We start from the raw sequence: 24821 nt of genomic DNA, 5'->3' as shown, positions 1-24821 counted from the left end.
TGCCAACGGCTGGGCACGGAACGGTTCATGGGCGGCCGGACAGCGGTCCGACCCGGACGACGGGGCCGATGACGATGACGGCGGGCGGGCGTACCCCTTCGGACCTGGCCTTCTCACCCACCGTGGCGAGCGTCGCGTCGACCCGGCGCTGGGCCGCCGTGGTGCCTTCCTGGACGAGCGCCACGGGGGTGTCCGGGCTCTTTCCGTGCGCGATCAGGGCCTCGGCGATGGCGCCGATCTTGTCGACGCCCATCAGGACGACGAGGGTGCCGCGCAGCGTGGCCAGGGCGGCCCAGTCGACCAGGGACCGCTCGTCGTCGGGGGCGACATGGCCGCTGACGACGGTGAACTCATGGGCGACGCCGCGGTGGGTGACCGGGATTCCGGCGGCTCCCGGGACGCTGATGGAGCTGGAGATGCCCGGCACGACCGTGCACGCGATGCCCGCGGCGGCCAGCGCCTCGGCCTCCTCCATGCCCCGGCCGAAGACGAACGGGTCGCCGCCCTTGAGCCGGACGACGGCCTTGCCTGCCCTGGCGTGTTCGATGAGTGCGTTGTTGATGGCCTCCTGCGCCATGAACCTGCCGTACGGGATCTTCGCGGCGTCGATGACCTCGACGTGCGGGGGCAGTTCGTCGAGCAGGTCGCGCGGGCCGAGCCGGTCGGCGATGACGACGTCGGCCTCGGCGAGGAGGCGCCGGCCGCGCACCGTGATCAGGTCGGGGTCGCCGGGGCCGCCGCCGACCAGGGCGACACCGGGGGTGTGGACGCGGTTGCGGGGGGCGGCGAGCGTTCCGTCGCGCAGGCCCTCCACGACGGCGTCGCGCACGGCCGCCGAGCGGCGCGGGTCGTGGCCGGTGAGGACGGCCACGGTCACGCCCTCGCTGCGTCCGGTGGCGGGCGTCCAGGCGGTGGCGGCCGCGGCGTCGTCGCTCCGTACGCACCAGATCCGGTGGCGCTCGGCCTCGGCCGACGCCACTTCGTTGGCCGAGGTGTCGCCGGTCGCGATCAGTACGTACCAGGCGCCGGCCAGGTCGCCGTCCGCGTAGGGGCGCCGCTCCCAGCTGATCTCGCCCGCCGACACCATGGCCTCGACGGAGGGGGTGGCGGACGGTGAGATGAGCAGGATGTCGCCGCCTGCCGCGATGAGCGCGGGGAGGCGGCGCTGCGCGACCTGTCCGCCGCCGATGACGACGACGCGCCGGCCGGAGAGACGGAGTCCTACGGGGTAGGCGGGGTAATCGGCGTGCTCGGCCATGGCGTGGCTGGCTCCTCGCGCGGGGAGTGGGGCTGCGTACACACCGCTGCGACGGCGAAGCGGCTGGTGGGAGAGGGGTCGGCTCCCCGGGACACTGTACGGTCCGGGGGGTCCTGACGGAGGTGAGGGGCCGGGATCAGCGATCCCGGCCCCTCACCCGCGTTCACTGCGGCTACTTCTCCGTGACGCCCGCGGAGTCGAAGGTGGCCACTTCGTGCATGGCCCTGGCGGCGCTCTGGACGACGGGCAGCGCGAGCAGCGCGCCGGTGCCTTCGCCGAGACGGAGGTCCAGGTCGACCAGCGGGCGCAGGCCCAGCTTGTTGAGCGCGGCGACATGGCCGGGCTCGGCGCTGCGGTGGCCCGCGATGCAGGCGGCCAGGGCCTCGGGGGCGATGGCGCGGGCGACCAGTGCGGCGGCTCCGGCGCTCACCCCGTCCAGGATCACCGGCGTACGCAGCGAGGCGCCCCCGAGCAGGAAGCCGGCCAGCGCGGCGTGTTCGAGGCCGCCGACCGCAGCGAGGACGCCGATCGGGTCGGCCGGGTCGGGCTGGTGGAGTTCGAGGCCGCGCCGGACGACATCGACCTTGCGGGCGTGCATCTCGTCGTTGATCCCGGTGCCGCGGCCGGTGACCTCGCTGGGGTCCTGGCCGGTGTAGACGCAGATCAGTGCGGCGGAGACGGTGGTGTTGGCGATGCCCATCTCACCGGTGAGCAGCACCTTGTTGCCCGCCGCCACCAGATCGCGGGCGGTCTCGATGCCGACCTCGATGGCGGAGAGCACTTCTTCGCGGGTGAGGGCGGGGCCCGTGGTGAAGTCGCCGGTCCCGGCGCGGACCTTGCGCGGCAGCAGGCCCGGTGTGGCCGGGAGTTCACCGGCGACACCGACGTCCACGACGCAGACCTCGGCGCCGACCTGGTTGGCGAAGGCGTTGCAGACCGCGCCGCCGCCGAGGAAGTTGGCCACCATCTGGCAGGTCACTTCCTGGGGCCATGCGGTGACGCCCTGCGCGTACACCCCGTGGTCCCCGGCGAAGATCGCGACGGCCGCGGGCTCCGGGATCGGCGGCGGGCACATCCGGGAGAGTCCGCTGAGCTGGGCGGAGATGATCTCCAGCATGCCGAGGGCGCCGGCGGGCTTGGTCATCCGCTTCTGCCGGTCCCACGCCTCACCGAGCGCCTTGGCGTCCAGCGGCCGGATGTTGGTGATGGTCTCCTGGAGCAGGTCGTGCGGCTCCTCACCGGGCAGCGCGCGGCGGCCGTACGTCTCCTCGTGCACGACCCAGGACAGCGGGCGGCGCTTGGACCAGCCCGCCTGCATCAGCTCGGGCTCCTCGGGAAACTCGTCGACGTACCCCACACAGAGGTAGGCGACGACTTCGAGGTGCTCGGGCAGGCCGAGGGCGCGGACCATCTCGCGCTCGTCGAAGAAGCTGACCCAGCCGACGCCGAGGCCCTCGGCGCGGGCGGCGAGCCAGAGGTTCTCGACGGCGAGGGCCGAGGAGTAGGGCGCCATCTGCGGCTGGGTGTGCCGGCCGAGGGTGTGGCGGCCGCCCCGGGTCGGGTCGGCGGTGACGACGATGTTGACCGGGGTGTCGAGGATCGCCTCGATCTTCAGTTCCTTGAACTGCTTGGCGCGGCCCTTGGGAAGCGACTTGGCGTACGCCTCGCGCTGGCGCTGCGCCAGTTCGTGCATGGAACGGCGGGTCTCGGCGGAGCGGATGACCACGAAGTCCCAGGGCTGGGAGTGGCCGACGCTCGGCGCGGTGTGCGCGGCTTCGAGCACGCGCAGCAGCACCTCGTGCGGGATGGGGTCGCTGCGGAAGCCGTTACGGATGTCGCGGCGCTCACGCATGACCCGCAGGACGGCTTCGCGCTCGGCGTCCTCGTAGCCGGGGGCGGCGGTGGTCACGGGCTCGGCGTCGAAGCCGGCGTCAGCCGGGGAATCGGCGTCGGCGTCAGCCTGAGGCGCGGCATCGGCATCGGCATCGGCGGGCTGCTGCCCGGCGGTTGCGGTTTCGGTGGCTTCGCTGTCCCCTGCGGGCTGTTTCCCGGGCTGCTCCGGGGAGTGCTCCGTGGGGGCGGCCGGGGTGGGCTCGTGCTCAGCTGCGGGGTGCTCGGTGCCGGCCTGTTCCGCGCCGGGTGCTGTGCCGGGCTGGGTGTCCACGGGGTGTTCCGGGGTGGGGTGTTCGGGGGCGGGGTGTTCCGGAGCGGGTGCCACTTCCGCTGCGGCGTCCGCTTCGGCGGGCTGCTCCGTCACCGGCGCGGCTTCCGACTGCGCGTCGACGGGGAACGGCTGGGCTTCGGGAACCGGTACGGCCCCGGCGGCGCCATCTGCTTCGGGAGCAGGGGCGGGAGCGGTGGCGGCCTCGGCTGTGTTCTCCGCAGGGAGTTCGGCTGCGGGCGCCGCGGCCTCGGCGGGTGCTGCGGTCTGCGCGACCGCGGGGGCGGGGTGGGCGACCGGCTCGTCGGTGACGGCTCCGGGAAGCGCGTCGCCCGTGGCGTGGGCCTCGGCCGGTACGTCCGGTCCGGCCTGCGCTGCGGGCTCCGGCTGCGGCTCGGCCTCGGGGAGCTGCTGCTCCCCGGCTCCGCCGTGCCGGGGTGCGGGCACCTGGGCCACGGCCTGGGCGTGGGGAAGCCGCTCCCCGGCCTCTATGGGCACGGACGCGGCGGCGGGGGCGGCCACGGGCGCGCTCTGCGGCTCCACGGCCTCCGTTCCCTCGTCACCCACTGCTTCCGCTTCCGGCTCCGCGGCGACCGGCCGGTCCTGCGCCACCGGCTCCTGGGCAGGTACGGCGACGGCCTCCGGTGCTGATTCCGCCACCGGTTCCGGTACGGGCTCAGCCACCGGGCCGGGCGTCTGTGCTGCGGCCTGGTCCGCGACCGGCTCCACCGCTGCCGGGGATCCGGTCTCCACAGCGTCAACCGGAGGCTGTGCCGGTGCCTGGGCCTGTGCCTGTGCGGCAGCCGGCTCGGCCACGGCCGCTTCCGGCTGCGGGCCCGCGGTGTCCGGTGCGGTCATGACGCCGACCGGGGTCGGGGCCAGATGCGGCGCGGACGGCAGCGAGCCCTCGACCGGGACGAACCGGCCCATCGAGTCCTGCGGGGCGGCGGCACTCTGCGGGCCACCCGTGGCCTGCTCCGCCACCGGCACCGGAGCGGCCGGGGCCTGCGCTGCGGTCTGCGCCGGGGCCTGCTCGGGAGGAGTGACCGTTTCTGCCGCACCGCCCGGAGCCACCGGGAACTCCTGGGGCTCGGACTGCGGAAGCGGGTCCTGGGGGAACTGGTCCTGCGGGAACTGCTCCTGCGGAAGCTCAGGCTGCGCGGCCTGACCTGTCTGCGCGGGCGTCCCGGGCTGCGGCGTCCACGGAGCGGCCTGCGGCGGGATCTCCCCCAACTGCGGTCCGGGCAGGGCCTCCGCATCGTCACGCGGGAAGTCCAGATACTCGGGGCCGAGCGTCGGCGGTCCGCCGTCGGACACCGGGGCGGGCTGCGGCTGCGCGGTGGTCGGGCCGCGGTCGGCCAGCGACCGCACCACCCCACCGGTGGTGTCGGGCACCGGCGGGCCCATGTGCAGCGGCCTGCGCGGCGGCGGTGTCGGCTGGGCCGCGGCCTGGGCGCGCACGGCGCCCACGTCCACCGAGCCCGAGTCGCGTCCGCCGGTCTCGTGCGCACCCGGTTCGGGCAGCTGAGCGGCGGCCTGGGGCTGGAACTGCTGGCCCTGGATCTGCCCCTGGGTCTGCTGCTGCGGCTCGCTCCACGCGCCCTGCGCGCCGGGCATCAGCAGCAGATCGTCGTCGTCGGCGGGGCTCTCGGAGGGGTCGAGGAAGGTGTAGGCACCGGGGGCGGGGAGGCCCTGCTGCTCCACCATGCCTGCGTTCCCCGGCTGTCCCTCGCCCGGGATCTGGCCGGTGTCGGTCATGCGTACCCCTCGCCCATCCATAGTGCTCCTTCAGCCCTTTACCGGGTCGCCCGTACTGAGACAACGAGCGGGCACGCCGTGCGGTACGAATGGCCTGCGGACACTCAGTATTGTCACGGCCGTTCGACGCCGTGCAGGGGTTCCTGCCACGGTCCGCTGTGGGCTGCGCCACGTTGCGCGTCCCCCGGTGCCGCCGTACCACACCGGACCCAAAACGGTTCCTTTTTCCGGACATTGGCGAACGAACCGCCGAACCCCCAGCTGCGGTACAACAGTCGGCCAGCCTACCCCGCGCCGTCCCGGAGCAGGGTCAGGGGCCACTCTCCGGACGGCGCCCCGACACCAGGAAGACGACCGAGCGCTCACGCTCGGCCCAGGTGCGTGTGTCGAGGTCGACCGACTGCAGCAGCGCGCATTCCACCAGGTAGCCGCCGTCCGCCAGAGCCGCTCCGAGCGCCTCGGCCTCGTCGCGGGTGGCCGCGTGGGTGACGATGCGGCCGGGCCTGCGGTCGGCGCAGCCGGTGACAACTGCCACTCCCCCGCCGCCGATCCGGACCACGTCGGGCTCCGGCAGCCGCTCAAGGACCTGGGGTGCCTGGCCGTGGACGACCTGGAGCTGCACCCCGAAGCGGTGGGCGGCCGCGTCCGTACGGACACAGCTTCCGTGGTCGGCGTCGACGGCGATGACGGCGGCGCCGAACCTGGCCGCCTCGACGGCCAGCGCCCCGCTGCCCGAGCCGATGTCCCAGACCAGGTCGCCGGTGCGCGGGCCGAGTCGGGCCAGTTGGGCGGCGCGCAGTCCGGCGTGCTCGCCCTCGCTGAGCCCCTCGCCGTACTCGGCGGGCGGCAGGGCCCAGCCGCGGACCGCCGGGGCGTCCGCAGGGGCGCCGCCGCCGATGACGATGACGACGTTGGGGTCGCGCCAGGTGTGGTCGGCGGCCTTGTCGGAGGTGAGGACGGTGACCTGTTCGCGTGCGGTGCCCAGTTCCTCGCAGATGACGAAGGTGCGGTGGACGCCTTCGAGGAGGAGGGCCAGCTCGGCGGGGCCCGCGCCCGGCGAGGTGAGGACGGCGACCTTGGGGTGCGCGCGGCAGACGTTGACGGCGCGCCGGAGCGTACGCGGGTGGGCGACCACGACCTCGGCGTCGTCCCACGGCATCCCGGCGCGTGCGAAGGCGGCGGCGACGGACGAGACGGCGGGGACGACCTCGACCTCCAGGCCGTACTCCGGTGCGCGCAGGGTGCGGACGACCCCGTGGAAGCCGGGGTCGCCGTCGGCGAGCACCACGGCGCTGCCGCGGTGGCCGGCGATCCGGCGGGCGGCGAGGCTCACACTGCCGAGCCGGATCCGCTCGGCGCCGGCCGGCACTTCGGGGAGTACGAGGTGGTGGGCGGCCCCGGCCACCAGCGTGGCCGCGGAGAGAGCGGACCTGGCGGCTGCGGTCAGGGGCGAGCCGTCCCAGCCGATCACCGTGACCCGGTCGGCCATCGTCGTCAGTCTCCTGGTGTTGTCGCGCGGCGGGGTGCAAGCGTTCTGCGGGTGTCCTGGCGGCCGTTCCGCCCGGGTGGACACGGGGCGGGGGCGGTCCGGGGCCGCGGGGCGGAACAGCGAGCACCCGCGAGGTTACCCGCTGCGGCCGGTGGCCGACGAGCCGGTCAGTTCCAGTCGTTGAAGGTGCCGTACCCGTTGGCGTCGGCCAGCTGGTCGGCGACCCCTTCCAGGTCCTCGGGGAGCAGGCTCCAGACGATGAGGTCGGTGCGGATGTCGGTCCAGCCGCCGTCCGTACCGTTCTCGGTACGGGTGCGCGCTATCCAGGCGTTGCGCAGCACGCCCTCGCTGATGCAGCCGATCTTCTGCGCGACCTGCTGCGCGGCGGTGTTGTCGGCCGGGGTGCGCAGTTCGATGCGCTCGAACCGCAGGTCGCGGAAGAGCCACTGCGCGACGGCGAGCACCGCCTCGGTGGCGTATCCCTCACCGCGCGCCCAGGGGGCGGTGATGTAGCGGACTTCGGTGGCCATGGTGCGCCAGTCGGTGGCGCGCAGATGAACGGTGCCGACCAGCCGGTGGGTGAGGAACTCGGTGACGGCGAGGACGATCCCGCGCCCCGCGGTGCGCTCGGCCGGGGCGATCCTGCGGACCCAGCGCTCACCGTCGATGTGCTGGTAGGGGTGGGGCGCAGAGGTCCAGGCGGTGACCGCTTCGTCGTTCATCATGTCGGCCAGGGGCGGGATGTCCGCCTCCTCGAAGGGGCGCAGCACCAGCCGGTCCGTGCTGATGGAGATGTCCGGGAAGGTGGTCGTCATGCGCTGCTCCATGGCCAGGGACCGACGTAAAGCCACAGCATGCAGCATGGGGACCGGGCGCCGCATGGCCGGGTGGCCGCGGGAGGCCCCGCGTACCACGTGAGGGTACGCGGGGCCTCCGGCGGGCGGGCAGGGTGCGGGTGTCAGGGCTTGACGGTCCCGAACGCGGGGATGACCGCGCCCTTGTACTTGTCGTCGATGTACTTCTTCACCTGCGGGGAGTTGAGGAGCTTCGCGAGCTTCTCGACGCGCGGGTCCTTCTCGCTGCCCTTCTTGACGACGAGGAGGTTGGCGTACGGGTTGCCCGCCGCCTTCTCCAGGACGAGGGCGTCCTTGGCGGGGGTGAGCTTGGCGTCGATCGCGTAGTTGCCGTTGATGACGGCGGCGTCGACGTCGTTCAGGGCGCGGGGCAGCGTGGCCGCCTCCAGCTCCTTGAACTTCAGGCCCTTGCTGTCCTTGATGTCGGAGAGCGTGGCCTCGCTGCCCACCCCGCTCTTGAGGGTGATCAGCCCGTTGTCCGCGAGCAGCTTGAGCGCGCGGCCCTCGTTGGTGGTGTCGTTGGGGACGGCCACGGTCTGCCCGGACTTGACGTCCTTGAGGGACTTGTCCTTCTTGGAGTACAGACCCAGCGGCTCCAGGTGCACGCTGACGACGGGCACCAGGTCGGTGTGGTTCTTCTTGTTGAAGTCGTCCAGGTACGGCTTGTGCTGGAAGAAGTTGGCGTCGACCTGGCCGGTCTGGGTGGCCTTGTTGGGCAGGACGTAGTCCGTGAACTCCTTGACCTGGAGCTTGAGCCCGGCCTTGGCCGCCAGATGGGTCTTCACGTAGTTGAGGATGTCGGCGTGCGGGACGGGCGACGCGGCGACGACCAGCGGCTTGCTGGTGTCGGCCTTCGCGCCCTCGGGCTTGCTCGACGGGTCGGACGAGGTGCCGCAGGCGGTGAGACCGATGGCCAGGGCGGCGACGGCTGCTGCGGACGCGGATATCTTGCGGGAGTTACGCACGAAAAGTGCCTCTTTCCAGTGGTGCGGGATGTCGCCCGGACAAGGAGTGCGGGCTGTGAGCGGGATGAAGTTCTATGCGGAGGTACGCCCCCGGCGCGCCAGCAGCCGGACGACGCCGTCGCCGATCAGCTGGATGACGGTGACGATCACGACCAGCACGATCACGGTCGCGATCATGAAGCTGTTCTCGAAGCGCTGGTATCCGTAGGTGATGGCCTTGGAGCCCAGCCCCTCACCGCCGACGGCGCCGGCCATCGCCGAGTACCCGATGAGCACGATGACGGTGGTGGTGACGGCGGAGACCAGGGACGGCAGCGCCTGCGGCAGCAGCACCTTCCTGACGATGGCGGGCACGCTGCCGCCCATCGCCTGGACCGCCTCGACCAGTCCGTGGTCGACCTCGCGGACGGCCGTTTCGACGAGCCGGGCGAAGAAGGGGATGGCGCCGATCGCGAGCGGGACGATCATCGCGGTCGGGCCGATGAAGGTGCCGACGACGAAGGTGGTGAAGGGGATCAGCGCGATCAGCAGGATGATGAAGGGCAGCGAGCGCCCGATGTTCACGATCGCGCCGACGACCTTGTTCACCGGGCGGTTCTGGAGCAGCCCGCCCTTGTCGGTGAGGACCAGGAGCACCCCGAGCGGCAGTCCGACCAGGACCGTGACGAGGGTGGCCCACAGCACCATGTAGAGGGTGTCGGTGGTGCCCTGGGAGAGCAGCGGCTGCATCTCGGACCAGTTCACTTGGCGTCCTCCTTGGCCGGTACGGGGTGCTCGGTGGCTGCCGCTTCGGTGTCCGCCGCTTCGGTGTCCGCCACTTCGGTGTCCGCCACTTCGATCTGGAGGCCCTGCTCGCGGAGGAATCCGATCGGCACGACGTTCTCCTCGAAGGGGCCGGGCAGTTCGATGCGCATCCGGCCGATCTGGTGGCCGCCGACGGTGTCCATCGCGGCGCCCAGGATCGATATGTCGATGTTGTAGGTGCGGGAGAGCTGGGAGATCACGGGGCGGCCCGCGCTGTCCCCGTGGAAGGTGATGTCGATGACCGTACGGTCGGTGCCCGGCAGCGGGCCGCCCACCGGGAACAGTTCGCGGGCGAGTTCGGAGCCGGGCGTCGCGAGGAGTTCGCCGACGGTTCCCGATTCGACGACCCTGCCGCTCCTCATCAGCGCGGCCGAGTCGCAGACGGTCTTGACGACGTCCATCTCGTGCGTGATGAGCAGCACGGTGAGACCGAGCTGCTGGTTGAGGTCGCGCAGCAGGTGCAGGATCGACCGGGTGGTCTCGGGGTCGAGTGCGGAGGTCGCCTCGTCGGAGAGCAGCACCTTGGGGTCGCCCGCCAGAGCGCGGGCGATGCCGACGCGCTGCTTCTGACCGCCGGAGAGCTGCGCGGGGTAGGACTTGGCGCGGTCGGCGAGACCGACGAGGTCGAGCAGTTCGAGCGCCTTGCGGGTGCGGTCCCTGCCGGTGACGCCGAGGATCTCCAGCGGCAGTTCGACGTTGTCCCGCACGGTGCGCGACGACAGCAGGTTGAAGTGCTGGAAGACCATGCCGATGCGGCTGCGGGCCGCGCGCAGCTCCCGGCCGGCGCGGCCGCCGCGGCCGGCGAGCGCGGTGAGGTCGGTGCCGTCCACGGTCACGGTGCCGGACGTGGGGCGTTCGAGGAGGTTGACGCAGCGGATGAGCGAGGACTTGCCGGCGCCGCTCTGGCCGATGACGCCGAACACCTCTCCCTCGCGGACGTGCAGATCGACGCCGTCCAGGGCGGTGACCTCACGGCCGCGCGAGGCATAGACCTTCGTCAGGCCGGTGGTGGTGATCACAGAATTTCCGTCACTGTCGAGTGCGCGGCGCGGTGTCCGCCGGCACGGGGCATTCGTCTGGAAGCGCGGCACGGCCGTAACGGTGGAGACCGGAAGGCTTTCGTGCGCGTGGCCGGCCGGCTGCCCTGCCCGCGGGGGTGCGGGGGCGGACGGCCCGGCTCTCGGTCCCGCTTCGGGGCGCGGGCAGGGACCCTCAGAAGGCGCGCATTCGACACATACAACGAGCACCGGGCGTGCTGATCGCCTCGGTCGCAAGGGTGCGGCTGCTCGTCGTGGTCATGCGGCAAGTAAAGCAGAAGTGAGAACGCCCCGAGCACGCTTGTCCGTATAACGGACGGCCGTGGACACGCTCCGGGGCTCCAGGACATCACCCGTGAACCGGCTCCGACCTGCGGCGACGCCATACGGAGCGGAGTGCGGGCGAACTCGGCGCACCGGCGGCGGGCGGTCCGCGCTGTGGCCAAGGCCACGACCTTGATCGCGGCCGGGCGCCGGGGCCGCGCGCGGCGGGCCGTCCGCGCCGTAATACCCTCGGCTCCATGCTTGTCGCCCTGACGGTCGCGGTCACTGTGGCCGCGCTCGCCCTCGCCGCCTGGTGCGGTTACGCCGCCTACCGGGACCAGCCCACGAAGGACTGGCACTTCATCGGGATGGCCGTCGTCTCGGTCCTCGCCCTGGCGCAGCTGGTGATCGGCATCGTTCAGCTGGCCCGCGGGGAACGGCCCGAGCAGGGCAAGGCGATCTTCATCGCGTATCTGATCGGCGCCTTCGCCGCTGTGCCCGCCGCCGGGTTCCTCTCGCTGACCGAGCGGACCCGCTGGGGATCGGTGACGGTCGCAGCGGGCGCGGTGGTGCTGGCCGTGCTGGAAGTCCGGCTCTACGACATCTGGGGAAACTGACGATGACCACAGCTGAGGAGAAGCCCCGGTACGAGCTGGGCACCGGTCCCGGCCGGGTACTCGTCTGGTTCTACGGGGTGTTCACGGTCGCGGCGGCCTCCCGCTCCGTCGTCCAGATGATCATGGACTTCGGGAAGGCGCCGCTGGCCTACTCGCTCTCGGCCCTGGCGGCCCTGGTGTACGGCTTCATCACGTACTCGCTGGTGCGCGGGGGCGAGAAGGCCCGCCGGGCGGCGCTGGTGTGCTGCGCCGCCGAGCTGGTCTTCGTCCTCGTCGTCGGCACCTGGACGCTGGCGTCGCCCGGCTCGTTCCCGGACGCCACGGTCTGGTCGGACTACGGGATGGGCTACCTCTTCATCCCGGTGATCCTTCCGGTGCTCGGCATGCTCTGGCTGCGCAGGGCCGCCAGAAACTGACGGCCCCGCCCGACAGCGCCCGGCGCCTCAGGCGCTCTTCACGTACGAGCGCGTCCCGGCTTCCTTCTCCAGGGTCACCACCGTGACCGTGGAGCCCACCCGGTCGGTGGAGACCGGTACGTACCCATGGCTGCGGTACAGCCGCAGATTGCCCTCGCTCCGGTGGCCGGTGAACAGCTGGAAGCGCCTGGCGGCCGGATCCGCGGCGAACTTGGTCTCGATGGCGGTGAGCAGCCGGCCGCCGATGCCGTGCCGCTGCATCCTCGGGTGCACGATCAGTTTGGCTATCCGGGCCGTGCCCGAAGCGTCCACCCCGCCGCGTACCGACGCGATCACCTCGTCGCCCAGGCGTGCCACCAGCCCGTGGCCTCCGGCGAGTTCGGCCCGGAGCGCGTCGAGCGTCTGGGTGAGCGGCTCGATGGAGTAGTCACCGTAGAGCTCGGCCTCGCTCTGGTAACACAGGTACTGGAGTTTCAGAATCTGCTCGGCGTCCTGCGCGGTCGCCGCTGAGATGGTCACGCTCATGCCCATGTGCGCATGCCTCCCGCTCACCTGTTCACCGGATGTCTAACGCTCCTTTCCCCACCGGCCCCCGGCTGCAACCTCCGCCGTCAGGATTCTCCGCAGACATCCCAGACATCGGGAACGAACCGGGCCCAGGCTCCCCTGTGACATACCCAACTCCCCCGCGATCTCCCGGTAGGTGGGGTCGGCGGGCGACAGCAGCGCGGTGAGCAGCCGGGGGCAGCGCCCGGGTGTCCGGCGCACCGCGGCGCGCACCGCGCGGCGCCGCTCGGCCGCGAGCACGGCGCGCTCGGGGCGCGCTTCGGGGTCCGCGTGCGGCTCGACGGCGTACGGCTCGGCCGGGTAGGGCAGTTCGCGTTCGATCTGCCGCCGCGCCCGGTGCGCCTCGGCCCGTACGGCGGAGCCGACCCAGCGCCGAGGTTCGGCGGGGGCCTGTTCCAGCAGCCGCACCCATACGGCCTGTTCGAGGTCGGCGGGGTCCACCCCGGCCGCGGCGGCTTCGGCGGCCGCCTCGGCCGCGAGCAGCGGGCGCAGTTCGGTGACGAGATCCATGCCGGGCGGGACGCGGGCGCCGCCGGGCGCGGTTGCCCCGGCGGCGCCGGCTCACCCGTACGGGAAGAAAGGGACCGGCGGGCGGCGGTCTCAGCCGGTCGGACGGTCGGAACTCGGACGGTCGGAACTCGGGCGGTCGGCGCTCGGACGGCCGGCGCTCGGACGGCCGGAACCGGGGCGGTCGGCTGCCGCGTGGCCGGCGGCGCGGTGGTCGGCCGCCGCGAGCAGCGCGGTGTCCGCGTTGTCGGAGAAGACCCCGTCGATACCGGTCGCGAAGTACGCCCGGAACGCGCCGAACGCGTCGCCGTAGGCGTTCGGGTCCGTACCGCGCCGGAAGTCCGCGGGCAGGAAGGTGTTCTCGTTGCGCATCGTGTACGGGTGGAGGAGCAGGCCCTGCGCGTGGGCGTCCCGCACCAGGGTGGTCGGCTCGGTGAGCCGGCCGTCCGGGTCCTTCGGGATGACCGAGTCGAGGGTGGGTCCGATGCCCTGGGCGTAGGAGGCGATCCACCGGAGCCCCGCCGGGGTCTGCAGATCGGCGACCGTACGCGGGTCTCCCGACCGGACGAAGTCCCAGGGCCTGCTCGCCGGGTCGGAGAGCAGCACGATGCCCGGGGTGCCGGCGAGCCGGGCGAGGCGCTGGATGGACCCGGGCTCGAAGGACTGGACGAACTGCGGGGAACCGCGCCGGTCCCGGCCGTACTTGCGCAACAGCGCGACCAGCCGCTCTTCGAGGCCGAGGCCGAGGCCACGGAAGTAGGTGGGGTGCTTGGTCTCGGTGTAGAGCCAGACCGGCCTGCCGCGTCTGCGGCCCTCCTGCTCGGCCCAGCGCAGTACCTCTTCGAAGGTGGGGACCGGCCAGCGGCCGTCGTAGAGCGTGTTGTGCTGGCGGTTGGCCGGAATGCGCTCCTTGGCGCGGAGCGTCCTGAGTTCGGCGAGGGTGAAGTCCTCGGTGAACCAGCCGGTGATGGCGGTCCCGTCGACCGACTTCGTGGTCCTGCGGTCGGCGAACCGCGCGTGCGCGGAGACATCCGTCGTCGCGGTGATGTCGTTCTCGTGGCGGCAGACGAGGTGTCCGTCCCTGGTGGGCACCACGTCCTGCTCGATGATGTCCGCGCCGAGGTCGAGGGCGTGCTGGTACGAACCGAGTGTGTGCTCGGGACGGTAGCCGGCCGTGCCGCGGTGGCCGATGACCGTGGGCACCGGCAGGTCCCGGTACGAGCCGCTCCGGCCGGTGCCGGGCGCCGCGGCGTCGGCCGTACCGGGGATCGCGAGCGCGGCCGTGCCGAGCACCGCCGCGCCGAGCAGTGTGCGCCGTCCGGGTCCTGTCTGTCCGCCTTGCGACATGGGCACTCCTCGCTGTGATGTCCCGCACCTGTCAACGCTGAAGGGCCCGATGGTAGGGAGTTGCGCCTAACGTGGGGTGGAACCGCGCACAACACGGCTCGAACTCGCGGCAGAACCGCGCATCAATGGGGTGAACCCGATGTGCGCCGTGCCGCGGCGCGCGAGTACCGTACCGACCTGCACATACTTCACCGTGGCCGCCCGGCCCCGACTCCGGAGGAACCGTTGTCCCGACTCGCGCTCATCAAGGCAGTGCTCGGACCGATCATGCGTCTGATGTTCCGCCCGCGGGTGGAGGGCGCCGAGAACATCCCCGGGACGGGTCCGGTCATCCTCGCCGGTAACCACCTGACGTTCATCGACTCGATGATCATGCCGATCTGCCTCCAGCGGCAGGTCTTTTTCATCGGCAAGGACGAGTACGTCACGGGCAAGGGCCTGAAGGGCCGTCTGATGGCGTGGTTCTTCACCGGTGTCGGGATGATCCCGGTGGACCGCGACGGCGGACGCGGCGGTGTCGCGGCCCTGATGACCGGCCGCCAGGTGCTGGAGGACGGCAAGGCGTTCTCCATCTACCCGGAGGGCACCCGCTCCCCCGACGGCCGGCTGTACCGCGGCCGTACCGGCATCGCCCGGCTCACGCTGATGACGGGCGCGCCCGTGGTGCCGTTCGCGATGATCGGCACCGACAAGCTCCAGCCGAACGGCTCCGGCCTGCCGCGGCCCGGCAAGGTCGCCGTCCGCTTCGGTGAGCCGATGGAGTTCTCGCGCTACGAGGGCATGGACCGCGACCGCTATGTGCTGCGCGCGGTCACGGACTCGGTGATGGCCGAGGTCATGCGCCTCTCCGGCCAGGAGTACGTGGACATCTACGCGACGAAGGCGAAGGCCGCCTGACCCGGCGCGTTCCGTACGTACGGCGGAGGGCCACCCGGACTGTCCCGGGTGGCCCTCCGTCATGTGTACGGGGCGGCCCCGCTCCTGAGCGCACCGGGCGGTGTCTGCCGCGTCAGACGTCGAGCTTCTGCCCCCTGAGCAGGAACCACGACGTGACCGCTGTGGCGAACAGGACGACGGAGCCGACAGCGGCCGCCGCCTGGAACCCGTGCGTGAAGGCGTCCTTGGCCGAGGCGAGCAGCTCGGCGCCCTGGTCGTGCGGCAGGGTCTTCGCCGCCTCGACGGCGCCGCCGAGCGACTCATGGGCCGCTTCTGCCGCGTGGGCCGGGACCCCGTGCGGGATGGTGAAGCCCCGGTAGATCCCGGTGACCACCGAACCGAGCAGGGCGATCCCCAGCGCCGTACCCAGTTCGTACGCGGTCTCGGACACGGCCGACGCCGCGCCGGCCTGGTCCTTGGGGACGCTGGAGAGAAGGACGTCGGAGGTCACCGTGAACGCCAGGCCCGCCCCGAGACCACCGAAGAACAGGGCCAGGCCCAGGCCCACCACACCGGTCGACGCGCTCACCCACACACAGCCCGCGAGGGCCACCGCGACCGCCGCGAGACCACCGGCCACCGCGCTGCGGACCGAGGCCCGGCGCGCCACGAAGCCGGCCGCGAGACCGGTCGCGACCGCGCCCACCGCCGCGGGGAGTTCGATCAGCCCGGCGGCCAGCGGGGAGCGGCCCTGCACCAGCTGGAGGAACTGCGAGAGGAAGAAGACCAGTCCGGAGAGGCCGAGGATGGTCAGCAGATCGGCCAGCACCGCCCCCGAGAAACCGCGGTGGTGGAAGAGCCGCATGTCGAGCAGGGGCGATTCCAGCCTCCGCTGGCGCCGGGCGAAGCGGACCAGGGCCAGCACCCCGACGACAGCGGCCGCCAGGTTGTCCCAGTGGAAGCCGTTGGCCGCCGCCTCCTTCACCGCGTACACCACCCCCATCACACCGACCAGTGAGAGACCGACACTGATCAGGTCCCACGGGCCCGGGTGGGGGTCGCGGGACTCGGGCAGCACCTTGATGCCGACCAGGACGAGCACCAGCATCACCGGCAGGTTGATGAGGAAGACCGAGCCCCACCAGAAGTTCTCCAGGAGGAACCCGCCGACCACCGGGCCGACCGCGGTGCCCGCCGAAGCGGCCGCGCCCCAGATCCCGACGGCGAGGCTGCGCTCCTTCGGGTCGTGGAAGATGTTGCGGATCAGCGCGAGGGTGGACGGCATCAGCGTGGCACCCGCGACACCGAGCAGCGCCCTGGCGGCGATCATCATCTCCGGGCTGCCCGCATAGGCGTTCAGTACGGAGACCCCGCCGAAGGCGACCGCGCCGGTGAGCAGCAGCTTCTTGCGGCCGATCCGGTCGCCGAGGCTGCCCATCGAGACCAGCAGCCCCGCGATGACGAACGAGTAGATGTCGCCGATCCAGAGCAGCTGGGTGCCCGACGGCTTGAGGTCCTCGCTCAGGAAGGGCGTCGCCAGGCCGAGCACCGTCGCGTCGACGGCGACCAGCAGCACGGCGAGGACGAGCACGGCGAGGGCGAGCCAGCGGCCGGGGCCGCCGGTGGCCCCTGAGTCGTTCGTCCGCCGGGTGGTACCGGTCATTGCTCCACGCTCCGTTGTGCGCCGCCGAGCAGCAACTCGGCGATCATGTAAGAGAAATCCTTGGCGGCGACCCGGCCGTCCTGTATCGCCCAGGCGCAGGTACCGATGAGCCCGTAGAGCGCCTCGGTCAGCCAGGCGGGGGTGAGGTCGATCCGCAGCTCCCCGGCCTCCTGGCCGCGCCGGAAGAGGGCGGAGACCCGGGCGTCGAGCCGGGCCCAGCCCTCGTTCACCCCTTCGCCCTCGAAGAGTTCGTTCTCGGTGACCAGGAAGGCGAGCAGCCCGGCGGCGGGTTCGACTTCGGCGATGAAGCGCCGCAGCGCGTCGACGGCCGGTCCCTCGTCGGTCCTGGCCGCGTCGAGCGCCGCCTCGAACTCCGCGATGCCGAACTCCTCCAGCGCCCTGACCAGTGCGTCACGGCCCGCGAAGTGCCGGTGGAGGGTGGCCCTGCCGATCCCGGCGGCCCTGGCAACCTCGTCCATGGTGGCGGTCGCCTTACGGGTGAGCAGGGTCGCGGCGGTGCGCAGCACCTGGTCCCGGTCGACAGTCATGAGACAACCATAACCACAATGAGACAGTCACGTCTCATCGATATCGCCCAGTAGCATGAGCGCGATACGCCGGTTCGACGCGACTTCGACCCGAACGGCCGACCGGAACGACCGACCCGAACGACCGACCCGAACGACCGAACTTCGATGCCACCTCGACCAGCAAGGAGCGGTTCGTGCGAGACATCGCTGTGTTCAGCGGTAGCGCCCACCCCGAATTGGCCGAGGAGGTCACCGCGCATCTGGGTGTCCCCCTGAGCCCGGTGCGCGTCAACCGGTTCGCCAACGACTGCCTGGAGGTACAGCTCCAGGCCAACTGCCGCGAACGTGACGTCTTCCTGATCCAGCCCCTGGTGACCCCGGTGCAGGAGAACCTCGTCGAGCTGCTGCTGATGTGCGACGCGGCCCGCGGCGCCTCGGCCGGCCGGATCACGGTGGTGATGCCGCACTACGCGTACGCCCGCTCGGACAAGAAGGACGCGCCGCGGATCTCCATCGGGGGCCGGCTGGTGGCCGACCTGCTGGTGAACTCGGGGGCGAGCCGGGTCCTGGCGCTGACCCTGCACTCACCCCAGGTGCACGGCTTCTTCTCCGTCCCTGTCGACCATCTGCACGCGCTGCGCGAGCTGGCCGAGCACTTCCGCGGCTATGACGTCTCGCGCACCACGGTCGTCTCGCCCGACCTCGGCAACGCCAAGGAGGCCGCGGCCTTCGCACGGATGCTGGGCGTCCAGGTGGCGGCGGGTGCCAAACAGCGCTTCGCCGACGACCGGGTGGCCATCAGCTCCGTCATCGGCGAGGTCGCCGGCCGCGACATCATCGTGCTGGACGACGAGATCGCCAAGGGCAGCACCGTACTGGAACTCCTCGACCGGCTCCGCGAGTTGGGGGCCAGGTCGATCCGGGTGGCCTGTACGCACGGGCTCTTCGCCTCGGGGGCGCTCAAGCGGCTCTCGGACCAGCCCGACGTGCTGGAGATCGTCTGTACGAACACCGTGCCGATACCGCCGGCCGAGCAGACCGGCAAGCTCACGGTCCTCTCCATCGCCCCGGCGCTGGCCGAGGCGATGCGGCGGATCCACAACGGCGAATCGGTGAGCGCGCTCTTCGATCCCTCCTGAGCGCGCGTGGGCGGCTCAGTGCCAGGGCAGTTCGGCCCGTTGCCGCCAGTACGCGGCGGGCTCCTCGCGGAGGCCGGCCAGCCGCTCCAGCTGGTCGTCCCCGAGGTCGGCCACCGCCGCGTGCAGATTGGCGGACAGCTGTACGGCCGTCGCCGCCCCCGAGAGCACCACCGTCGCCCACGGGCGGCGCAGGATCGCGGCCAGGGCGACCGCGTCGGGTGTCGTGCCGGTCTCTTCTGCGATGTCGCGCAGCGGTGCGGGCGCGGCGCCGCCGGCGAGCCTGCCGTTGGCCACCGCCTCCTTGACGATCACGGAGAGCCCCGCATCGTGGGCCTCGGCCAGCGCCTCGCCCACGGAGGGGTCCAGCAGGTTGTAGGTGCTCTGCACCGTACGGAAGAGCGGTTCGCCGTCGACCGTGACGCCGAGCGCGGCCCGCACGGTGTCCGCCTGGGCGGGGCCGCTCGTGGAGAAGCCGACCGTCACCCCTTCCGCCGCGAGCGCCGCCAGCCTGGCGTGCAGTCCGGTGTCGGTCAGGGCCGGGCTTTCGGCGGTCAGGGAGTGGATCTGGTAGAGGTCGAGCCGCTCCCCCAGCAGGCCGCCGGTCTCGGCGCGCTGCCGGTCGAAGGTGTCGACGCTGTGGTCCTTGACCTCGTGGACCTCGGCGTCGGTCCGCCAGTCGGCGGTGTAGGTGTAGCCCCACTTGCTGCCGATCACGACGTCCTGGACGGCGGGCCTCGCGCTCAGCCAGTCGGCGAGGAACTCCTCGGCGCGGCCGTAGGAGCGTGCGACGTCGAAGTAGCGCACGCCCTGTGCGTAGGCGGCGTCCAGGAGTTCATGCGTACGGGCGAGCAGGGTCTCCGGGCTGCGGTCGGCCGGCAGGTCCTCGTCGCGGCCGAGGTTGATGTAGCCCGGCCTGCCTACGGCTGCCAGGCCGAGTCCGATATGGGCCGTGGGGGTGGTCGCTGCCGTGAGGCGGGCGAAGGGCATCGGGTGCTCCCTGCGCGGATCGGGGGATGCGGTCCCTGACACCCTTACCCACGATCGCGCGCGACAGCGCCCGGCACCCGGATGGAGGTGCCGGGCGCTGTCTGCCCGGTGGCGGCGCGCCGTCCGCCCGGTGGCTGCCCGAGGGGCCCGGCGGCGGCGCGGGCGGCTACTTCTTCGCCGCTGCCCAGGCGTGCTGGATGACCAGATTGGCCTTGACCTCGACGAGCTGCGTGGCGACCGCCGACGGCGCGGTGCCACCGCGGCCGCTGCGGGAGGCCAGGGCGCCGGGGACGTCGAGCACCGTACGGACCTCGGGGGTCAGATGCGCGGAGATCTTCGCGAACTGCTCGTCGCTGAGCTGGTCCAGCTCGATACCGTGCCGCTCGCACTCCTTGACGCACTCACCGGCGACCTCGTGTGCGACCCGGAACGGCACACCCTGCCGGACCAGCCACTCGGCGATGTCGGTGGCGAGCGAGAAGCCCGCGGGTGCCAGCTCCTCAAGACGCTCCCGGTGGACGGTCAGCGTCGCCATCATGCCGGTGAGGGCGGGGAGCAGGACCTCCAGCTGGTCGCAGGAGTCGAAGACCGGCTCCTTGTCCTCCTGGAGGTCGCGGTTGTACGCGAGGGGCAGCGCCTTGAGGGTGGCCAGCAGCCCCGTCAGATTGCCGATGAGCCGGCCGGACTTGCCCCGCGCCAGTTCGGCGATGTCCGGGTTCTTCTTCTGCGGCATGATCGACGAGCCGGTCGAGAAGGCGTCGTGGAGGGTGACGAAGGAGAACTCCTTCGTGTTCCAGATGATGATCTCCTCGGCGATCCGCGAGAGGTTGACGCCGATCATCGCCGTGATGAAGGCGAACTCGGCGGCGAAGTCACGCGAGGCGGTGCCGTCGATCGAGTTGCCCGCCGAGCCCCGCTCGAAGCCGAGGTCGGCCGCGACCGCTTCGGGGTCGAGCCCCAGCGACGACCCGGCCAGCGCCCCCGAGCCGTACGGCGAGACCGCGGTGCGCTCGTCCCACTGGCGCAGCCGCTCGGCGTCCCGGGCCAGCGACTGCGCGTGGGCCAGCACATGGTGGGCGAAGAGGACGGGCTGGGCGTGCTGGAGGTGGGTCCTGCCGGGCATCGCCACGTCCGGGTGCGCCTCGGCGAGGCCGACCAGCGCGTCCTGGAAGTCGGCGATCAGGCCGCCGATGGTCCGGGCGTGGTCGCGGAGGTACATCCGGAAGAGGGTCGCGATCTGGTCGTTGCGGGACCGCCCTGCCCGCAGCTTGCCGCCGAGGTCGGAGCCGACCCGCTCCAGGAGGCCGCGCTCCAGTGCGGTGTGGACGTCCTCGTCGGCGACGGTGCCGGTGAACGAGCCGTCGGCGACGTCCGCCGCGAGGCGGTCGAGACCGTCCTGCATCCGGGCCAGTTCGTCCACGGTGAGCAGTCCGGCGGTGTGCAGTGCGCGGGCGTGTGCGCGGGAGCCGGCGATGTCGTACGGCGCGAGCCGCCAGTCGAAGTGGACGGACGCGGACAGCTGGGCCAGCGCCTCGGCGGGGCCGTCGGCGAAACGGCCGCCCCAGAGCCGGACGTCACCGGTGTTGCTGCTCACTGAGTTGCTCCTCAAGGGGATCGGAATGCTCGGCCCGCCTGCCCGCCGCGGAGGATCGGGGAGACGGCCGTCGTACGGGGCGGATCCGGGGTCTTCCGTGCGGGCCAGGCGAACGGGTCAGGCGTTCGGTCAGGTCTACGGCCGGGTCGCGCTAGGCCAGGTCGCGCTTGGCCGCGATCTTGGCGGAGAGGCCGAAGATCTCGATGAAGCCCTGGGCCTTGGACTGGTCGAAGGTATCGCCCGAGTCATAGGTCGCCAGGTTGAAGTCGTACAGCGACTCGCCGGACTTGCGGCCGGTGACGGTGGCGCGGCCGCCGTGCAGCGTCATCCGGATATCGCCGGTGACATGCTCACTGGCCTCGTTGACGAAGCCGTCCAGGGCGCGCTTGAGCGGGGAGAACCACAGGCCGTCGTAGACCAGCTCGCCCCAGCGCTGCTCGACCTGCCGCTTGTAGCGGGCCAGTTCGCGCTCGACCGTGACGTTCTCCAGCTCCTGGTGGGCGGTGATCAGCGCGATGGCGCCGGGCGCCTCGTAGATCTCGCGGGACTTGATGCCGACGAGCCGGTCCTCGACCATGTCGATCCGGCCGATGCCCTGGGCGCCTGCCCGTTCATTGAGCTGCTGGATCGCCTGCAGGACGGTGACCGGCGCGCCGTCGATGGCGACCGGGACGCCCGCTTCGAAGGAGATGACGACCTCGTCGGCCTCGCGCGGTCCGGCCGGGTTCGCCGTGTACTCGTACACGTCCTCGATCGGCGCGTTCCAGATGTCCTCCAGGAACCCCGTCTCGACGGCGCGTCCGAAGACGTTCTGGTCGATGGAGTACGGGGACTTCTTGGAGGTCGCGATCGGGAGGTTCTTCGCCTCGCAGAAGGCGATGGCCTTGTCGCGGGTCATCGCGTAGTCGCGGACCGGCGCGATACACCTGAGGTCGGGACCGAGTGCGGTGATGCCGGCTTCGAAGCGGACCTGGTCGTTGCCCTTGCCGGTGCAGCCGTGGGCGACCGTCGTGGCACCGTGCTTCCTGGCGGCGGCCACGAGGTGCTTGACGATGGCCGGCCGCGACAGCGCGGAGACCAGCGGATAGCGGTCCATGTAGAGCGCGTTGGCCTTGATCGCCGGGAGGCAGTACTCGTCGGCGAACTCGTCCTTGGCGTCGGCCACCTCGGCCTCGACCGCACCGCAGGCGAGCGCTCGCTTGCGGATGACGTCCAGGTCCTCGCCGCCCTGGCCGACGTCCACGGCGACGGCGACGACCTCGGCGCCCGTCTCCTCGGCGATCCAGCCGATGACGACAGAGGTGTCAAGGCCCCCCGAGTAGGCGAGTACGACGCGCTCGGTCACGGGCTTCTCCTTACGGTGCGATCACTGATAGGCATAACTATGCAATGCTCCGTATGTTTTGTCAAAACCGGGCCGAACACCGCGCCGGCACCGGGACCGGCCGGCCCGCCCCCGGAGCGGAAACCCCTGCGCCCCCGGCCCCACCCGGCGGATAATCCCCGTATGGGACAGACGTACGCGTGCATAGACGGACGGCTGAGGACCTTCATCGAGGAACAGCGCATCTTCTTCACCGCGACCGCCCCGCTCGACGGCGACGGGACCGTCAACCTCTCCCCCAAAGGGATCAGCGGCTCGTTCGCGGTCATCGACGGGCTGACCGTGGCCTACCTGGACTTCGCCGGGAGCAACGCGGAGACCATCGCCCACCTGAGGGAGAACGGCCGCATCACCCTGATGTGGTGTGCCTTCCAGGGACCGCCCAACATCGTGCGGGTGCACGGCCACGGCGAGGCGGTCTTCCGCGACGACCCGCGGTTCACCGGGCTGCTCCAGCACTTCACCGGGCCCGACCACTCCCTGCACGGGCTGCGCGCGATCATCGTCGTGACCGCCGAACTGATCAGGGACACCTGCGGATTCGCGGTGCCCCACATGGCGTACGAGGACGACCGGACGCTGCACGCCCGGCGCTTCGAGCGCGAGGACGACAGCAGCCTCAGCGCGTACTTCGAGAAGAAGGAGCACGTCGCGACCAGCATCGACGGCCTTCCGGGGCTGCCGCTCCCGCTCCCGCCCCTGGCCGGCGCCGACCACGGGAACAGGCCGGAGTGACCGCGTAACCGACCGCGCAACCCGGGGGCCGGAGAGGGGCCCGCAAAAGTTTTCGCCGTGAACCATGGACTGGAGGGGCTTGCTCCGCTTACGTTCTAGACATGCCTGGACAGGTTCATAAGCATCACCGCATCTCACGCATCCTCGCCGAGGAGATCCGCGCGGGTGTCCACGCCGACGGCAGCAAACTGCCGGGCGAGCACACCCTGCGGGAGCGCTTCGGGGTCAGCCGCACCACCGTGCGGCAGGCGCTCACCGAACTCGGCGAGCAGGGGCTGATCGCCACACACGCCGGAATCGGCTCGTTCGTCACCTTCGACGGGACACCGCTGGACAACCGGCTCGGCTGGACTCAGGCGCTCGCCGACCAGGGCACCGAGCTGACCACCGAGGTGCTCAGGTTCGAGACCGTCACCGACCGGCCGCTCGCCGCCGCACTCGGCCTGGCGGCCGACGCGTTCATCGCACTCGACCGCGTCAGGCGGCTGCCCGACGGGCACGGCATCTCGCTGGAACGCAGCCGGGTGCCCGCCGTCGGCGCGCTCGCCGGACTGCCCGACCGCGGTCTGGAGGACGGCTCGCTGCACAAGGCGCTGGTCGCCGCCGGCCGTATCGCCGACTCCGGCGAGGCCCGGATCTCGGTCTCCGGCATCGGCGACGCCGACGCCGCCACGCTGCACCGCTCGCCCGGTGAGGCGTTCCTCCACCAGTCCCAGGTGTTCCGGGCGGCCGACGGCTCCGTCGTGGAGCAGGTCACCAGCCTGCTCGACCCGTCCAGGTTCCAGCTGCACGTCCGCACCACCGGCCGAGGAGGCCACGCATGACCGACCCGCACCAGCTCGACCGCGCCCTCGGCGCCTTCTACGGCCTCGCGCTCGGGGACGCCCTGGGGATGCCCACCCAGGTGATGTCCCGCGAGGACGTCGTACGGGTCTACGGCAGCATCACCGGCTTCGAACCCGCGCAGCACGACAACCCGGTCAGCGCCGGGATGCCCGCGGGCTCGGTCACCGACGACACCGATCAGGCGGTCATCGTGGGCCGGCTGCTCGTGGCGGGCGGCGGGCACATCGACCCGCTCCGCTTCGCCGCCGAGCTGCTCGCCTGGGAGAAGGAGATGAAGGCCAAGGGCTCCTTCGACCTGCTGGGCCCCTCCACCAAGGCGGCGCTCGACGCCGTGGCGGGCGGCGCGGACATCAAGGACGCGGGCAGGTACGGCACCACCAACGGCGCCGCCATGCGCGTCACGCCCGTCGGTATCGCGAACGCCGTGCGGCCGCTGCCCCGGTTCCTTGACCGGGTCGTGGAGTCCTGCCAGGTCACGCACGACACCAATGTGGGCATCGCGGGGGCCGCCGCGGTCGCGGCCGCGGTGAGCGCAGGAGTCGCCGGCGGTACGCTGGACGACGCCTTCGAGGCGGCGGTCGGCGCGGCCCGTGCGGGCGCCGCACGGGGCAACTGGATCGCCGGCGCGGACATCTCCGCCCGGATCGGCTGGGCCCGTGAGCTGGTGCGCGGACTGGACGAGGCCGAGGCCGTCGACCGTATCGTCGCGCTCATCGGCACCAGCGTGGCCAGCCAGGAGTCCGTCCCCGCGGCCTTCGCCGTCCTCGCCCTGACCGGTGGCGACCCCTGGCGCAGCACCCTGCTCGCCGCCAACCTCGGCGGCGACAGCGACACCATCGGGGCCATCGCGGGCGCCGTCGCCGGATCCGTGCACGGTCTGGCGGGGCTGCCCGCCGACGCCGTACGCACGCTCCGGGCCGTCAACGGCCTCGCACTGGAACCACTGACCGCCGAACTGCTCGCGCTCCGCTGAGCCGCGCTCCCTCTTCCCCCAGTCCGCAACGCACCGTGCAAGGAGGTTCC

22 protein-coding genes are annotated in these 24821 nt (G+C 71.9%); 7 read left to right on the top strand and 15 right to left on the bottom strand.

From position 1 onward, the window contains the following. Positions 1–25 precede the first annotated feature (25 nt). From cobA to OG510_RS31660, 7 genes are all read right to left on the bottom strand, one after another. On the bottom strand, positions 26–1258 hold the full coding sequence (gene cobA / locus OG510_RS31690; protein ID WP_406141303.1) for a uroporphyrinogen-III C-methyltransferase: 1233 nt from the start codon (positions 1256–1258) through the stop codon (positions 26–28). 172 nt (positions 1259–1430) lie between these two features. Then, the gene (cobT, locus tag OG510_RS31685; RefSeq protein ID WP_406141301.1) at positions 1431–5177 is read right to left on the bottom strand and encodes a nicotinate-nucleotide--dimethylbenzimidazole phosphoribosyltransferase; all 3747 of its coding nucleotides are present in this window, start codon (positions 5175–5177) and stop codon (positions 1431–1433) included. Between the two features lie 310 nt (positions 5178–5487). After that, complete coding sequence (cbiE, locus tag OG510_RS31680) at positions 5488–6666, bottom strand: precorrin-6y C5,15-methyltransferase (decarboxylating) subunit CbiE (RefSeq protein ID WP_406141299.1); 1179 nt, start codon at positions 6664–6666, stop codon at positions 5488–5490. 167 nt (positions 6667–6833) lie between these two features. Further along, positions 6834–7481 (bottom strand): GNAT family N-acetyltransferase, encoded by a 648-nt coding sequence (locus tag OG510_RS31675; RefSeq protein WP_406141297.1) that lies wholly within the window; start codon positions 7479–7481, stop codon positions 6834–6836. 143 nt (positions 7482–7624) lie between these two features. Further along, a complete protein-coding gene (locus OG510_RS31670; RefSeq protein ID WP_406141296.1) occupies positions 7625–8485 on the bottom strand; it encodes a MetQ/NlpA family ABC transporter substrate-binding protein in 861 nt (286 codons plus the stop codon). A 72-nt stretch (positions 8486–8557) separates the two neighbouring features. Next, entirely contained in the window at positions 8558–9229 is a 672-nt protein-coding gene (locus OG510_RS31665) for a methionine ABC transporter permease (RefSeq protein ID WP_406141294.1), read from the bottom strand. Beyond that, positions 9226–10308, bottom strand: coding sequence for a methionine ABC transporter ATP-binding protein (locus OG510_RS31660; protein WP_406141293.1), 1083 nt, complete (start codon positions 10306–10308; stop codon positions 9226–9228). The genes OG510_RS31665 and OG510_RS31660 overlap by 4 nt, the downstream gene beginning before the upstream one ends. A gap of 539 nt (positions 10309–10847) precedes the next feature. On the opposite strand from OG510_RS31660, the gene OG510_RS31655 reads away from it, so the two are divergent. Then, positions 10848–11207: a hypothetical protein gene (locus tag OG510_RS31655; protein ID WP_164267495.1), complete on the top strand. Its 360-nt coding sequence runs from the start codon at positions 10848–10850 to the stop codon at positions 11205–11207. 2 nt (positions 11208–11209) lie between these two features. Further along, positions 11210–11623 carry a hypothetical protein gene (locus OG510_RS31650; RefSeq protein ID WP_164267496.1) on the top strand — a complete coding sequence of 138 codons (414 nt, stop codon included), beginning with the start codon at positions 11210–11212 and terminating at the stop codon, positions 11621–11623. Between the two features lie 27 nt (positions 11624–11650). On the opposite strand, the gene OG510_RS31645 is transcribed toward OG510_RS31650, so the two are convergent. The 3 genes from OG510_RS31645 to OG510_RS31635 all read right to left on the bottom strand — a co-directional run bounded on the left by OG510_RS31645 (position 11651) and on the right by OG510_RS31635 (position 14044). Next, the gene (locus OG510_RS31645; RefSeq protein ID WP_406142654.1) at positions 11651–12154 is read right to left on the bottom strand and encodes a GNAT family N-acetyltransferase; all 504 of its coding nucleotides are present in this window, start codon (positions 12152–12154) and stop codon (positions 11651–11653) included. Between the two features lie 36 nt (positions 12155–12190). Beyond that, complete coding sequence (locus OG510_RS31640) at positions 12191–12700, bottom strand: sigma-70 family RNA polymerase sigma factor (RefSeq protein WP_406141291.1); 510 nt, start codon at positions 12698–12700, stop codon at positions 12191–12193. Positions 12701–12790: 90 nt separating this feature from the next. After that, positions 12791–14044 (bottom strand): glycerophosphodiester phosphodiesterase, encoded by a 1254-nt coding sequence (locus tag OG510_RS31635; RefSeq protein ID WP_406141289.1) that lies wholly within the window; start codon positions 14042–14044, stop codon positions 12791–12793. A gap of 225 nt (positions 14045–14269) precedes the next feature. Here OG510_RS31635 and OG510_RS31630 point away from each other — a divergent pair, with 225 nt between their 5' ends. Next, positions 14270–14941 (top strand): lysophospholipid acyltransferase family protein, encoded by a 672-nt coding sequence (locus OG510_RS31630; protein WP_406141287.1) that lies wholly within the window; start codon positions 14270–14272, stop codon positions 14939–14941. A 112-nt stretch (positions 14942–15053) separates the two neighbouring features. On the opposite strand, the gene OG510_RS31625 is transcribed toward OG510_RS31630, so the two are convergent. After that, a complete protein-coding gene (locus tag OG510_RS31625; protein ID WP_406141286.1) occupies positions 15054–16583 on the bottom strand; it encodes an MFS transporter in 1530 nt (509 codons plus the stop codon). Then, positions 16580–17131 (bottom strand): TetR/AcrR family transcriptional regulator, encoded by a 552-nt coding sequence (locus OG510_RS31620; protein WP_406141284.1) that lies wholly within the window; start codon positions 17129–17131, stop codon positions 16580–16582. Before OG510_RS31620 ends, OG510_RS31625 begins: the two co-directional genes overlap by 4 nt. A 176-nt stretch (positions 17132–17307) precedes the next feature. Between OG510_RS31620 and OG510_RS31615 the strand changes: the two genes are divergently transcribed. Then, positions 17308–18252, top strand: a complete 945-nt coding sequence (locus OG510_RS31615) for a ribose-phosphate pyrophosphokinase (protein WP_164266299.1) — start codon at positions 17308–17310, stop codon at positions 18250–18252. Positions 18253–18267: 15 nt separating this feature from the next. Here OG510_RS31615 and OG510_RS31610 read toward each other — a convergent pair whose 3' ends face one another. The 3 genes from OG510_RS31610 to OG510_RS31600 all read right to left on the bottom strand — a co-directional run bounded on the left by OG510_RS31610 (position 18268) and on the right by OG510_RS31600 (position 22178). Next, positions 18268–19239 (bottom strand): aldo/keto reductase, encoded by a 972-nt coding sequence (locus OG510_RS31610; RefSeq protein ID WP_406141283.1) that lies wholly within the window; start codon positions 19237–19239, stop codon positions 18268–18270. A 166-nt stretch (positions 19240–19405) separates the two neighbouring features. Beyond that, positions 19406–20833: an argininosuccinate lyase gene (argH, locus tag OG510_RS31605; protein ID WP_406141282.1), complete on the bottom strand. Its 1428-nt coding sequence runs from the start codon at positions 20831–20833 to the stop codon at positions 19406–19408. A gap of 151 nt (positions 20834–20984) precedes the next feature. After that, positions 20985–22178, bottom strand: a complete 1194-nt coding sequence (locus OG510_RS31600; RefSeq protein ID WP_406141280.1) for an argininosuccinate synthase — start codon at positions 22176–22178, stop codon at positions 20985–20987. Positions 22179–22340: 162 nt separating this feature from the next. Here OG510_RS31600 and OG510_RS31595 point away from each other — a divergent pair, with 162 nt between their 5' ends. The 3 genes from OG510_RS31595 to OG510_RS31585 all read left to right on the top strand — a co-directional run bounded on the left by OG510_RS31595 (position 22341) and on the right by OG510_RS31585 (position 24771). Next, positions 22341–22952: a pyridoxamine 5'-phosphate oxidase family protein gene (locus OG510_RS31595; protein WP_406141279.1), complete on the top strand. Its 612-nt coding sequence runs from the start codon at positions 22341–22343 to the stop codon at positions 22950–22952. Between the two features lie 101 nt (positions 22953–23053). After that, positions 23054–23776 carry a GntR family transcriptional regulator gene (locus OG510_RS31590; protein WP_406141277.1) on the top strand — a complete coding sequence of 241 codons (723 nt, stop codon included), beginning with the start codon at positions 23054–23056 and terminating at the stop codon, positions 23774–23776. Then, complete coding sequence (locus tag OG510_RS31585; RefSeq protein ID WP_406141276.1) at positions 23773–24771, top strand: ADP-ribosylglycohydrolase family protein; 999 nt, start codon at positions 23773–23775, stop codon at positions 24769–24771. The genes OG510_RS31590 and OG510_RS31585 overlap by 4 nt, the downstream gene beginning before the upstream one ends. Positions 24772–24821 lie beyond the last annotated feature (50 nt).

It is taken from the genome of Streptomyces sp. NBC_01089 (genome assembly GCF_045162975.1).
Classification (GTDB): Bacteria; Actinomycetota; Actinomycetes; order Streptomycetales; family Streptomycetaceae; genus Streptomyces.
This window is presented reverse-complemented; position numbering and strand designations above follow the sequence as displayed.